At 71.2% G+C, this 12535-nt stretch carries 13 protein-coding genes; 9 read left to right on the top strand and 4 right to left on the bottom strand.

Annotation, left to right across the window (positions count from 1 at the left end; genetic code table 11):
* Window positions 1-16: 16 nt before the first annotated feature.
* A complete protein-coding gene (locus IE209_RS01420) occupies window positions 17-1195 on the bottom strand; it encodes an acetyl-CoA C-acetyltransferase (RefSeq protein ID WP_189685243.1) in 1179 nt (392 codons plus the stop codon).
* A 53-nt stretch (window positions 1196-1248) separates the two neighbouring features.
* Window positions 1249-2475, bottom strand: a complete 1227-nt coding sequence (locus IE209_RS01415) for a CaiB/BaiF CoA transferase family protein (RefSeq protein ID WP_189685242.1) — start codon at window positions 2473-2475, stop codon at window positions 1249-1251.
* Between the two features lie 219 nt (window positions 2476-2694).
* On the opposite strand from IE209_RS01415, the gene IE209_RS01410 reads away from it, so the two are divergent.
* Window positions 2695-3132, top strand: a complete 438-nt coding sequence (locus IE209_RS01410) for an Hsp20/alpha crystallin family protein (protein WP_189685241.1) — start codon at window positions 2695-2697, stop codon at window positions 3130-3132.
* A 26-nt stretch (window positions 3133-3158) separates the two neighbouring features.
* Window positions 3159-3557 carry an Hsp20/alpha crystallin family protein gene (locus IE209_RS01405; protein WP_189685240.1) on the top strand — a complete coding sequence of 133 codons (399 nt, stop codon included), beginning with the start codon at window positions 3159-3161 and terminating at the stop codon, window positions 3555-3557.
* 16 nt (window positions 3558-3573) lie between these two features.
* Here IE209_RS01405 and IE209_RS01400 read toward each other — a convergent pair whose 3' ends face one another.
* Entirely contained in the window at window positions 3574-4200 is a 627-nt protein-coding gene (locus tag IE209_RS01400; protein ID WP_189685239.1) for a 2-hydroxychromene-2-carboxylate isomerase, read from the bottom strand.
* A complete protein-coding gene (locus IE209_RS01395; RefSeq protein WP_189685238.1) occupies window positions 4197-5192 on the bottom strand; it encodes a Bug family tripartite tricarboxylate transporter substrate binding protein in 996 nt (331 codons plus the stop codon). The genes IE209_RS01400 and IE209_RS01395 overlap by 4 nt, the downstream gene beginning before the upstream one ends.
* Before the next feature lie 237 nt (window positions 5193-5429).
* On the opposite strand from IE209_RS01395, the gene IE209_RS01390 reads away from it, so the two are divergent.
* The 7 genes from IE209_RS01390 (at window position 5430) to IE209_RS01360 (ending at window position 12518) form a co-directional block, all read left to right on the top strand.
* The gene (locus IE209_RS01390; protein ID WP_189685237.1) at window positions 5430-6650 is read left to right on the top strand and encodes an ABC transporter substrate-binding protein; all 1221 of its coding nucleotides are present in this window, start codon (window positions 5430-5432) and stop codon (window positions 6648-6650) included.
* A 1-nt stretch (window position 6651) separates the two neighbouring features.
* A complete protein-coding gene (locus IE209_RS01385) occupies window positions 6652-7710 on the top strand; it encodes an alcohol dehydrogenase (RefSeq protein ID WP_189685236.1) in 1059 nt (352 codons plus the stop codon).
* A 7-nt stretch (window positions 7711-7717) separates the two neighbouring features.
* Window positions 7718-8860 (top strand): acyl-CoA dehydrogenase family protein, encoded by a 1143-nt coding sequence (locus IE209_RS01380; RefSeq protein WP_189685235.1) that lies wholly within the window; start codon window positions 7718-7720, stop codon window positions 8858-8860.
* Window positions 8861-9049: 189 nt separating this feature from the next.
* Complete coding sequence (locus IE209_RS01375) at window positions 9050-9832, top strand: hypothetical protein (protein ID WP_189685234.1); 783 nt, start codon at window positions 9050-9052, stop codon at window positions 9830-9832.
* The gene (locus IE209_RS01370; protein ID WP_189685233.1) at window positions 9819-10943 is read left to right on the top strand and encodes a hypothetical protein; all 1125 of its coding nucleotides are present in this window, start codon (window positions 9819-9821) and stop codon (window positions 10941-10943) included. The genes IE209_RS01375 and IE209_RS01370 overlap by 14 nt, the downstream gene beginning before the upstream one ends.
* Window positions 10907-12043, top strand: a complete 1137-nt coding sequence (locus IE209_RS01365; RefSeq protein ID WP_189685232.1) for a S1 family peptidase — start codon at window positions 10907-10909, stop codon at window positions 12041-12043. Before IE209_RS01370 ends, IE209_RS01365 begins: the two co-directional genes overlap by 37 nt.
* Entirely contained in the window at window positions 12024-12518 is a 495-nt protein-coding gene (locus IE209_RS01360; protein WP_189685231.1) for a hypothetical protein, read from the top strand. The genes IE209_RS01365 and IE209_RS01360 overlap by 20 nt, the downstream gene beginning before the upstream one ends.
* Window positions 12519-12535 lie beyond the last annotated feature (17 nt).

Here is a 12535-nt window from a genome sequence, read left to right as displayed (position 1 = left end):
CCGCCGGCGAGCGCGGTCAGAGCCGTTCGATGATGGTCACGTTGGCCATGCCGCCGCCTTCGCACATGGTCTGCAGGCCGTAGCGCTTGCCGCGCTGGCCCAGCGCGTGCACCAGCGTGGTCATGAGCTTGGTGCCCGAGGCACCCAGCGGGTGGCCCAGCGCGATGGCGCCGCCGTTGACGTTCAGGCGGGCCGGGTCGGCGCCCGTGGCCTGCAGCCAGGCCAGCGGGATCGGCGCGAAGGCCTCGTTGACTTCGAACAGGTCGATGTCGGAGATCGACATGCCGGCCTTCTTGAGCGCGCGCTGCGTGGCCGGGATCGGCGCCTCCAGCATGATGACCGGGTCGTGGCCGAGCACGCTCATGTGGTGGATGCGGGCCAGGGGCTTGACGCCCAGGGCTTTCAAGCCGCGCTCGTTGACGACCATCACGCCGCTGGCGCCGTCGCAGATCTGGCTGGCCGTGGCCGCCGTGCAGCGGCCGCCCTCGGCGATGAGCTTGACGGCGGCGATGCTCTCCAACGTGGCCTCGGCGCGGATGCCTTCGTCGGCCAGGTGCTGCTCGCCGGGCTCGGTGCCGTCGGCCATGCGCACGGCCACGGGCACGATCTCGTCCCGGAAGTGGCCGGCCTTGGTCGCGGCCGCGGCGCGCTGGTGGCTCAGCAGCGCGTAGGCGTCCAGTTGCTCCTTGGACAGTTTGTAGTTCACGGCGATCTGCTCGGCCCCCGTGAACTGGCTGAACTGCACGCCGGGGTAGCGCCGCTGCATCGCGGGGCTCATGTAGGTGCCCAGCCCGGCCTTGGCCGCCAGGATGCCGGGCGTGCCCATGGGCACGCGCGTCATGCTCTCCACGCCGGCGGCGATCACCACGTCCATGCTGCCGGCCATCACGGCCTGGGCCGCGAAATGCAGGGCCTGCTGCGAGGAGCCGCACTGGCGGTCGATCGAGGTGCCGGGAACGGACTCGGGCAGGCTGGAGGCCAGCACGGCGTTGCGCGCGATGTTGGTGGACTGCTCGCCGGCCTGGCCCACGCAGCCCAGGATCACGTCTTCCACCAGGGCCGGGTCGGCGCCCGTGCGGGCCACCAGCGCGTCCAGCACCTGGGCGGCCAGGTCGGCCGGGTGCCAGCCGGCCAGCCGGCCGTTGCGGCGGCCGCCTGCGGTGCGGGCGGCGGCGACGATGAATGCTTCTGCCATGCGAGTGTCTCCTTAGCGATCAGGTGGCTGGGCGGGATGTTCGCGGCGGTGCCTCAGCGGGGCGTCGTCGGAACGGACGATTTTCCAGACGCGGGCGCGGGGCCGAGCACGCCGGCCGCGCGCCAGGCATTTTGCTGCGCCGCGTCATGCCCCAGCTCGGCCAGCACGTCGGCCGCATGCTGGCCCAGATGCGGGGCCGGCCCGGGGCCTGCTGCGGGCGTACCGTTGAACCGCGCGGGCGAGCGCGGCAGCCGCACGCGGCCCAAGGCCCCGTGGTCGACCTCGACCAGGGTGCCGTTGTGCAGCACCTGCGGGTCGGCCAGCACCTCGTGGCGCTCGTTCACGCGGCCCACGGGGCAGTTCTGCGCGCGCATGCGTTCGAGCAGGGTGGCGGTGTCGATGGCGGCCGCCTGCGGATCGAGCTCCTCGCGCAGCGCGGCCGCATGGCGGAAGCGCCCGTCCACGCTCGCGAAGCGCGGGTCCTTGGCGAGTTCGGGCCGGCCGAAGCCTGCGCACAGGCCGGCGAACTCGACCGGTTGCGGGCCCGAGGCCACGGCGTAGCCGTCGGCGGTCTTCCAGGGCTTCTGGCTCACGCCGAACTCGGGCGAGGCCGGCGGCGCGTCGTCGAGCCAGACGTGGTTGTACATGGCGTCGGGCCACTGGAAGGAGACGGCTGCGTCCAGCATGGCCAGTTCCACCCACTGCCCCTTGCCGGTGCGCGCGCGGGCCAGCAGCGCCGCGCAGATGGCCTGGGCGGCCGTCAGCGCGGTGAGCTTGTCGCACAGCGCGGCGGCCAGGACCTGCGGCTCGCCGCTGATCTGGTTGCGGTGCGAGGCGCTAATGCCCGAGACGGCCTGGATTACGGCGTCGTAGGCGCGCTCGCCGGCGTTCGGGCCGGTCTGGCCGAAGCCGCTGATCGACAGGTAGACCAGGCGCGGGTTCAGCGCCAGCAGCGCTGCGTGGCCCAGGCCCAGACGGTCCATGGCGCCCGGGCGGAAGTTCTCGATCAGCACGTCGGCGCGCTGCGCGAGCTCGCGCACGATCTGCTGGGCGGCCGGCTGCTTGAGGTCCAGCACCAGCGAACGCTTGCCGCGGTTAGCGGCCAGGAACATGGCCGAGATGTCGTCCTTGCGCGGACCGATGCGGCGCGAAGTGTCGCCGTCCGGCGATTCGATCTTGACCACGTCGGCGCCCTGGTCGGCCAGCATGCCGGCCGCGATGGGGCCGGACAGCACGGCAGAAAGATCCAGTACGCGAATGCCCTCCAGGGGTCCAGCCATGTCGTCGTCTCCTGTTGGAATGGGCCGGCGGGGCGCGCCGGCCAGCCCGGACTATCGCCGCGCCGGCCGCACGCGGCCATGGCGGAATCGTCCAAGCATGTTGGCACAAAGCGCCAGCGGAACCCTCTTGAAACGCCGCGCGGCCATCCCTACATCGTCACCGGAAGCGCCGGAGGACGCCTCCGGCGCTCCATCCGTTTCATCCCATGGAGGTTTCGCATGTACCGATCACTCTTTCCCCGCGACATGGTCGCCGAGATGGATCGCCTGCAGCGCGAGATGCAGCAGGCCTTCGATCTGTCCCCCAGCATCCGCGGCCTGGCCCGCAACGGCTACCCGGCCCTGAACGTCGGCGGCACGCCCAGTGCCATCGAGATCTACGCGTTCGCGCCGGGGCTGGAGCCGGCATCGCTCGAGGTCCACCTCGAACGCGGGCTGCTCAGCATCGCAGGCGAGCGCAAGAGCAGCCTGCCGCAGGCCGACAGCAAGGCGGCCGTGCACATCAACGAACGCTTCGCGGGCCGGTTCCGGCGCGCGCTGAGCATGCCCGAGGATGCCGATCCGGACGGCGTGGAGGCGCGCCTGCGCGACGGCGTGCTGCACATCACCGTGCGCCGCAAGGCCTCGGCCCAGCCGCGCCGCATCACCGTGCAATGAACCCGCAGCCTGCAAGGAGCAAGACCATGGACAATCAACACGAGGTGCAGACCACTGCCGGCCGGACGCCCCAGGCCGGTGCCCGCTACGCGGCCGAAGCGCTGACGCCGCCGGTGGATGTGATCGAGGACGCGGGCGGCATCACGATGTACGCCGACCTGCCCGGCGTCACACGCGACAAGCTGCAGCTGCAGGTGGAGGCCGACACGCTGACCATCGAGGCCGAGGCCAGCCTGGATGTGCCGCAGGACCTGGTTTCCAGCCACACCGAGGTGGGCCTGGCGCGCTTTCGCCGCGCGTTCACGCTCAGCAAGGAGCTGGACGCCGAGAAGGTGACGGCCGAACTGGCCCATGGCGTGCTGAAGCTGCGCATCCCCAAGGCCGCGCACGCGCAGCCGCGCCGCATCGAGGTGCAGCTGCAGTGAACGGCACGCGGCGGCCTCACCAACCGCCGCGCCGCAGCCAGTCGTCGACGAGGTGCAGCCGGTCGGCGCCCCAGAACATCTCGCCATCGACGACGAAGGTCGGCGTGCCCCACACGCCGGCCGCCACGGCCGCGTCGGTTTCGGCGCGCAGCCGCTCCTTGGCGGGCGCCTGCTGCACGGCGGCGGCGATGTCCAGCCGTGCAGCGTCCAGGCCCACGCTGGCGGCGGCCTGCGCGATCTGCGCGGGCGTGTTGGGCGGCGTCGCGCGCACGTGGTGCCATTCGAAGATCTCGCGCGCGAAACGCTTGGCCAGCAGCGGATCGAGGTCGTCGATGAGCCAGAACGCGCGGCAGGCGTTGGCGCTGATGAAGTTGGAAAGCCCGCCCGACTGGAACGGCAGGCCGAACCAGCGCGCCATGCGCGGCACGTCGCGCTTGTAGTAGTCGCCCTTGAGCGGCACCTCCAGGAAGGGCCGGGTCTGGCCCAGCTTGTCCTGCATGATGCCGCGCATGTAGAACGCGCGCCAGCGCACGCTGCGGCCGTGCTGGGCTGCCAGCGCGTCGATGCGCGTGGACGCGAAGTAGCCGTAGGGCGAGAGGAAGTCGAACCAGAAGTCGATGGGCGCTGCGCTGTCGGCCTTCATTGAACCTTGGCCCCCGACACCTCGATCAGCTGCTTCCAGACCGGCAGGTCCGCCAGGTAGCGCTGCTGCGTTTTCTCGGGCGTGCTGTCGATCACGGGCTCGAAGCCCAGGCCGCGCACGCGCTTTTGCACCTCGGGGTCCTGCAGCGCCTTGGACGCCTCGGCCGCCAGCCGGTCGACGACGGGCTTGGGCGTGCCGGCCGGTGCGATGAAGCCGGCCCAGCCGAACAGCCGGAACGGCGCGTCGTCCAGCCCCTGCTCGACCAGCGTGGGCACATCGGGCAGGGCCGACATGCGGCGCGGCCCGGTCACGCCCAGGTAGCGCAGCTTGCCACTCTGCACATGGGGCTGGGTGTTGGCCACGCTGCCGAAGGCCACGTCCACATGGCCGCCCAGCATGTCCTGCAGCAGCGGCGGTTCGCCCTTGTAGGGCACGTGCGTCATGCGGCTCTTGAGCCGCTCGTCCAGGTAGGCCATGGCCACATGGCCGTAGGAACCGGTGCTGTACGAGCCGTACTTGAGTTTGCCCGGGTTGGCCTGAATGTGATCCGCGAACTCCTTGGCCGTGCGGAACGGCAGCCTGGCATCGGCCACGAGCACCACGGCCGCATCCACCGCCTGGTAGACGTAGCTGATCTCGGTGCTGGGGTTGTAGGGCAGCTTGCTGTAGACGAACTGGTTGCCGAGCACGGCGCCCGAGAGGATCAGCGAGAGGGTGTAGCCGTCAGGTGCCGCCTTGGCCAGCGCGTCCGTGCCCAGGATGCCGCCAGCACCGGGCTTGTTGTCCACGACCAAGGGCTGGCCCAGGGCCGGCGCCATCTTCTCCGCAAGGATGCGCGCCAGCACATCGGTGGCGCCGCCGGGCGGCATGCCGACGATGACGCGCACGGGCTTGCTGGGGTAGGTGTCGGCCATGCTGGGCAGGGCCGGGGCGGCGAGCAGGGTGGCGCAGGTCCAGCAGAAGGCGCGGCGCGCCCGGTCGGCAGGCTTCATGGTGTGTCTCCAAGGGTAGGGGTGCGGCTGCGTGGGCGCAGTCTGTGCGCTGCGCACTATCGCGCCCGTGGCCGGCAGCGACCATGGCGGAATCGTCCAAAGCCATTGCAGGAACGGCCAGGACCGATCAGGGGAAACCCGGTGTCGCCCAGGCGGCGCGGCTCGTCGGAACGGACGATGCCACCCTCGCGCCGCCCGGGCAGCATGCAGCCTCCACCAACCATGGGGAGACACAAAATGCAGAACAGAACATCGCTGCCCGCCCTGGCGCTGTGCAGCGCGCTGGCCTTGTGGGCCGGCGCCGCCGCCGCCCAGGCCAAACCGCAGCCCGTGAAGATCGGCGTGCTGACCGATCTGACCTCCATCTACGCGTCCATCGGCGGCAAGGGGCTGGTCGACGCCGCGCGCATGGCCATCGAGGACTTCGGCGGCAGCGTGCTGGGTGCGCCGATCGAGATGGTCTTCGCCGACACCCAGAACAAGGCCGACGTGGCCGCGTCCAAGGCGCGCGAGTGGTTCGACACCCAGGGCGTGGACATGGTCACCGACCTGCCCTCCTCGGGCCTGGCGCTGGCCGTGAGCAAGCTCGGCGAGGAAAAGAAGAAGATCGTGATCGTGACCAGCGCCGCGACCTCGGAGCTGACCGGCAAGAGCTGCACGCCCTACACCGTGCACTGGACCTACGACACCTATGCGCTGGCGCGCAGCACGGGCGCGGCGGCCGTGAAGGCCGGCGGCGACAGCTGGTTCTTCCTGTCGGCCGACTACGCCTTCGGCCAGGCCATGGAGAAGGACACCACCGACGTGATCCACGAGATGGGCGGCAAGGTGCTGGGCAGCGCCAAGCATCCGCTGGGGGCCTCCGACTTCGCCTCCTTCCTGCTGCAGGCGCAGAGCTCCAAGGCCAAGATCATCGGCCTGGCCAACGGCGGCGGCGACACGATCAACAGCATCAAGGCCGCGAGCCAGTTCGGCATCGTGCAGGGCGGCCAGAAGATCGCCGCGCTGCTGGCCTTCCTGACCGACGTGAAGGCCATCGGCCTGCGCCAGGCCCAGGGCCTGCTGCTGACCGAGGCCTTCTATTGGGACCAGGACGACAAGACGCGCGCCTGGTCGCAGCGCTTTTTCAAGCGCAACGGCGTGATGCCCACCATGACCCAGGCCGGCACCTACGGCGCCGTGACGCACTACCTGAACGCCGTCAAGGCGGCCGGCACGCGCGACGCGGACAAGGTCATGGCGCAGATGCGCGCCACGCCCATCAACGACTTCATGACCGTGAACGGGCAACTGCGCGTGGACGGCCGCGTGGTGCGCGACATGCACCTCTACCAGGTCAAGACGCCGGCCGAGTCCAAGGGGGACTGGGACCTGTACAAGGTGGTCGGCACCACGCCCGGTGCCACCGCGTTCCGGCCTCTGTCCCAAAGCGAATGCCGTCTGGCGAAAGGAACCTGAGATGATCAGCTACGACCTGACCGCGTTCGGCGCCCCGCTCGCGCGCAACGAGCAGCCCACGCCCACGCCCACGGGCAGCCAGGTGCTGGTGCGCGTGCTGGCCGCGGGCGTGTGCCACAGCGACATCCACATCCGCCACGGCTACTACGACATGGGCAACGGCAAGCGCCTGAACATGGGCGACCGTGGCGCCGTGCTGCCGCTGACCATGGGGCATGAGACGGCCGGCGAAATCGTCGCCGTCGGCCCCGATGCCCGAGAGGCCAAGATCGGCCAGCGCGTGGTGGTCTATCCCTGGCTGGGTTGCGGGCAGTGCAAGGTCTGCGCGCGCGGGCAGGAGAACCTGTGCCTGAAGGGCCGCTCGCTGGGCGTGTTCGCGCCGGGCGGCTACGCCGACCACATCCTCGTGCCGCACGCGCGCTACCTGGTCGACATCGGCGACATGGCGCCCGAACAGGCCGCGCCCTGCGCCTGCTCGGGCCTGACCATGTACAGCGCCATCGGCAAGATCGACCCGGCCGTGCTCAAGGACGAGCATGTGGTGGTGTTCGGCGCGGGCGGCCTGGGCCTGATGGCCGTGGGCCTGCTCAAGGCCCTGGGCAACCCGGGCGCCATCGTGATCGAGCCCGATGCCGCCAAGCGCGCCGCAGCGCTGAAGGCCGGCGCCGCGCACGCCATCGACAGTGCCGCGCCCGATGCGGCCGAACAGGCGAAGGCGGCCGCCGGCGGCGCCGTCTGGGCCGCGCTGGACTGCGTGGGCACCGAGCAGACCGTGGGCACCGGCATCGCCATGCTGACCAAGGGCGGCCAGTTCGTGCAGGTGGGCCTGTTCGGCGGCAAGGTGGAGATCTCCACGCCCTCCATGCCCATGCGCGCCGTGAGCTACGAGGGCTCCTACGTGGGCAACCTGGGCCAGCTGCGCGCGCTGATCGACCTGGCCAAGGCCGGCAAGCTCGTGCCGCTCCCCATCGACGCGCGGCCGCTCGACCAGGCCGAGGCCGCCTTGCAGGATCTGGAGGCCGGCAAGGTGGTCGGCCGCGTGATGTTGAAACCGAACTGAGACATCCATGGACATCCAACGCACGGTCTACCGCGAAGACCACGAACAGTTCCGCACCACGGTCCAGCGCTTCCTGGACCGCGAATGCGTTCCCCACATGGCGGCCTGGAACGCGGCCGGCGCCATCGACCGCGCGGTCTGGGCCAAGGCCGGCCGCGAGGGCCTGCTCTGCACCATGCTGCCGACCGAGTACGGCGGCGGCGGTGGCGACTTCGGCCACTCCGCCATCCTGGCCGAGGAGATGGCCGCGCGCGGCTTGACGGGCATCAACTTCGGCCTGCACTCCGACATCATCGTTCCCTACCTGCACCGCCTGGGCACGCCCGCGCAGAAGGACCACTGGCTGCCGCGCTGCGCGGCCGGCGAGGTCATCACCGCCATCGCGATGACCGAGCCCGGCACGGGCAGCGACTTGAAGGGCATCCGCACGACGGCGCGGCGCGAGGGCGACGAGTACGTGATCAACGGCGCCAAGACCTTCATCAGCAACGGCCTGCTGTCCGACCTCGTGGTGGTCGTGGCCAAGACCGATCCGCAGGCCACCGGCTCCAAGGCCATGAGCCTGATCCTCGTGGAGACCGACCGGCCCGGGTTCCGCCGCGGTCGCAAGCTCGACAAGGTGGGCCAGCATGCAGCGGACACGGCCGAGCTGTTCTTCGACGACGTGCGCGTGCCCGCCAGCAACCTGCTCGGCGAGGAGGGCAAGGGCATGTACGCGCTCATGCACGAGCTGCCGCAGGAGCGCTTCCTCATCGCGCTGGGCGCCGCACGCGCTCTGGAGGCCTGCCTGGCCCACACCCTGGCCTACGTCAAGGAGCGCCAGGCCTTCGGCCACAGCGTCTGGGATTTCCAGAACACGCGCTTCAAGCTGGCCGACATCAAGGCCCAGTCGCTGGCCGTGCGCACGCTGGTCGACCACTACCTGGGCGAGCACATGCGCCGGCGCATCACGCTCGAGGAGGCCGCCGTCGCCAAGCTGTTCGCCACCGAGACGCTGGGCAGCGCGCTGGACACCATGGTGCAGCTGCACGGCGGCTACGGCTACATGCTGGAGTACCCGGTGGCGCGCGCCTTCGTGGACATGCGCGTGAACCGGATCTATGGCGGCACCAGCGAGGTGCAGCGGGACTTGATCGCGCGCAAGCTCTAGCGCGCCCGGCACGGGCGCCGCGGCCACGGCACCGCATCGCGGTGGTGGGGCGTTGCTCCTGCACCCCGCGGCAGATCCACACTTTGGGGGTTGACCCGCCCGCCACGCGGCGCAGAATCGCGCCGGTTGAAGAGCGCGCGTTCAGAGGGCATTGCGCACCCCTCCCAGCCACCACGGAGCCATTGCGCCATGGACAAGAAGCGTCGTTCTGCAGGGCCGAGCCTCTGGATCCTGCGCTGCGCCATCGGGCTGGCGGGCTGGATGGCAGGCGCCGGCGCCGGGGCCGCCGGGTTCCAGTGCGCCGACCTCCAGCCCAGCGAGTCGCAAACGCCGGCCTACCAGCGCATTCCGGGCCAGGCCCGCTGCGAGGGCTTCTACGCCCGCAACGTGTCCCAGCCCTTCGTCGAACTGCTGTCGCTGACGCTGTCGGCGCCGCCGCGCAACCCCAGCGTGCTGGAGATGCAGGCGTCGCAGCACGCGGCCATGCAGCTCGTGGTGCAGCCGCTGCGGCCAGGGCCGTTCTACCGCGTCGACGCCTGGATCGAGGCGGCACGCGCCGTGCGTTGGGACGCCGCACCCATGCTGGGCGCGACCGGACTGCAACTGCGCGAACTGGGCTTTCTGGCCCAGTCCGCCGGACCGGACGGCATCGCCACGCTGGTCCCCGTTGCCTTCGCCGGCGCCGATCCGGCGACGCCGCCCCGCACGGTCCACGCCGTCGTCCGCGCATCGGTACCCGTCGCCAAGCTGGCTTGGCGCAGCCTGCGCCGTGATGGCAGCGACGATGGATCCGGCGGCTGGCGCCCGATCGAAGGGCCGGAGCGCTTCGCCTGGGAGCGGATCGCGCTCACTCTGACCTTGCCGGCCGAAGGGGGCGGCGCGCAGATCAACGTGCAGGCCGTCGATCCGGCCGGCAAGCAGCTGCCGCTGCTGCGCTTTCGGATGGCCGCCCCTTCCGATGCCATCCCCTGATCCACGACACGCCGCACTGCAGCGCACGCGGGCCGAGGTCGCGCGCGGCCTGGCAGAGCGTGCCGCCGAGCCCGGCGCACCCCTGGACGAGCTGCGCGCACTGCAGGAGCGGCTGCAGCTGGTCGACGCAGCACTGGCCGCGGAACCCACGGCGCCGGCGCCCCGGCGCTGGCCGCCCGCGCTGTGGCCGGCCCTGGCGGTGGCCGTGCTGCTCTCCGTGGGCGCCGCGGTGCCCGTGCGGTCCGTGCCGTTCACGCTGCAGGCCAAGGCCCATGCGGTGGCGCTGCAACTCGATGCCGCCGGCGACCTGGGCCCGCAGCCGGTCGAGGGCGAGCTGCGCATCGAGGGGCAGACGCTGCTGGCATCGCCCGCGCCCGCGTTGCGGCAGGACGTGGAGCGCTTGGGCAGCAGCCCGCTGTGGCTGCACGCGCCACACCTGCTGCTGCGCGGCGTGCGGCACCCGGCGGCCAGCACGCTGACCGTGCGCGCCGGCGCCCCCGTGCAGCTCACGCTGGACGCGCCACGCCCCGTGCTGCGCGCGGACATCGAGTTCTCCGGGGCCGCGCGGTGGCGCGTCGGCGAGGCCGGCGCGGCCACATCGGCCAGCTTCGCGCAGGCCGAATGGCTGCAGGCCAGCGCAGGCGACGCCGCCCATCCGACGCAACGGCCGGCGCCGCTGGACCTGTGGCTGGGCCTGGCGCCAGACAAGAGCCTCAGCTGGACCACCCTGCGCCCCAGCGCGCTGCAGTTCGTCGAACGCCGCGCCAGCGCATCGGGCGAAGGCGTGGTCGCTTCCAGTCTGGAGCAGGCCCAGCTCGTGCTGCCTGTCACGGCGTCCGAGCTGAAGCTCGGTCCCGGCGACCGGATCGAGTTGGCCGGGCTGGAGCTCGAAAGCTTCGCGTTGAGCGCAGGCGAGAGCATCACCGTGCAGCTGTCCGGCACGGCCCGCGTGCTGCGCACGCGCACCGGCGATTTCGAGCGTTCGCTGAAACCCAGCCTGCTCGAGTTCATCGCGCGCCACCATGCGCTCGGCATGTTCTGGAGCACGGCCCTGTTCCTGTGGGGAGCGATCGCATGGGTGCGCAAGCAGTTCGACGGCACGCCGGCCTGAAACGGCTGGGGTGCGCGGCCGCACTGCTGGCCGCCGCCACCGTCCAGGCCGCCACGACGTACGACGACGGCCCCACGCTGGCGCGTCGCCTGCTCGCGACGGTGGTGCGTGTCGATGCGCAGGAGCATGGCTTCGGCATGCTGGTCGGCGCCGACCGCGACTTCCTGTACATCGCGACGGCCCGCCATGTGGTCAGCGGCGCGGAACGCATCACCCTGCAGGCCTGCGACGCTGCCCTGCCTGGCGAGCGGGCGGCGCAGCACATCGCAGCCTTCGATCTGCCCTCCGACGACCTGGCCTTGTTGCGCACGCCGCGTCCGGCGGACTTCCAGGCCCCGACCAAAGCACTGGCGCCGCCGGAAGAGGTCGCACCCACCGACCCTGCCTGGCTGCTGGGCCGGGACGACAGTTGCACCGTGCTGCCGCGCGCCGGCGCCGTGGCGGCGCGGCCCAACGCGCGCGCGCTGTGGCGGGTCGACATGCCCGGTGTGCTGGGCGGCAGTTCCGGCGCGCCCGTCACCACGGGGCGCGGCGTGATCGGGCTCACCACCGATTCGGACAACGCCAACATCACGGTGCTGGACGCCGCGCTGATCGCGCGGCGCGTGCAGGCCCATGGCGCGCCCTTCGACCTCGTCAAGGCGGACAACATCCCGCCGCTCGATCCCCAAGCCGCTGCGCAGGACCTGGCCGAGATGCTGAACCGCTACCTGTTCGAGCTGCGCGACGCGCAAACCGTGCTGCGCCAGCCCACGGCGGCGCGTGCCACCTTCACCCAGGCCGTGAACGAGTACAACGTGGCGGCCGAACGCTTCCGCGACGCCAAGGACAAGTACGACGGCACGCTTCGCCAGCATTGGGAGCCCGCCGTCGCCCAGCAATGGGCGGCGCTGCGCGACCGGCTGTGGGCCGCGCACGAGCGCTTCCTGTTCGTCAACGAACATGCCAGCAGCATCGTGCAGACCGAGCGCATCCCCGCCGTCGTGCAGGAACGCATGGCCGCACTGGACCCCGAGCTCAGCGGCATCCAGACCGCCATCTCCCAGTTTCTCAACGCCCTCAGCCAGAAGGAGATCGTCCATGCCAAGCCGCCGCCATGACCCGTCCGCCCGCCCATCGGGCACCGCGCCGCGCCGCGCCTCCTGGCCCCTGGCCGCCTTGCTCGCCGCGCTGCTCACCGCCGGCTGCGGCGGCGAGGCGGCCCTGGTCGTGCCCTTCTTCACCTTCGGCTTCGTGTTCAACGGCGATGTCGGCGGCGCCCAGCACGACATCGCCATCAACCTGAACCCGAATGCGCCGACCACGGAATCCGGCAACTTCGAGGAGTTCAGCAACTTGCGCTTCGACAACAACGAACATGTGGTGACCGGCAGCTATTCCGGCTGCACGCTCAAGCTCAACCTCGCGCCCATCCCCCCGGCGACCACCGTGCCCGCACCCCTGGCCGCCAGCTACGAGGGCCGCTTCACCGGCCCCGACACCATCCAGCTGACACCCCAGGGCGGCGACAACCTGCCCACGCTGACGGTGGTCAGGGGCCAGGGCGGGAAGGACACGCGGGCCAAGACCTGCTGACAGGGTCGCCTTGCCCA

Source organism: Pseudorhodoferax aquiterrae, assembly GCF_014652235.1.
In the GTDB taxonomy this organism is placed as follows: Bacteria; Pseudomonadota; Gammaproteobacteria; order Burkholderiales; family Burkholderiaceae_C; genus Pseudorhodoferax; species Pseudorhodoferax aquiterrae.
The sequence above is the reverse complement of the archived record's forward strand: the minus strand, read 5'-3'. Positions and strand labels throughout refer to the sequence as shown.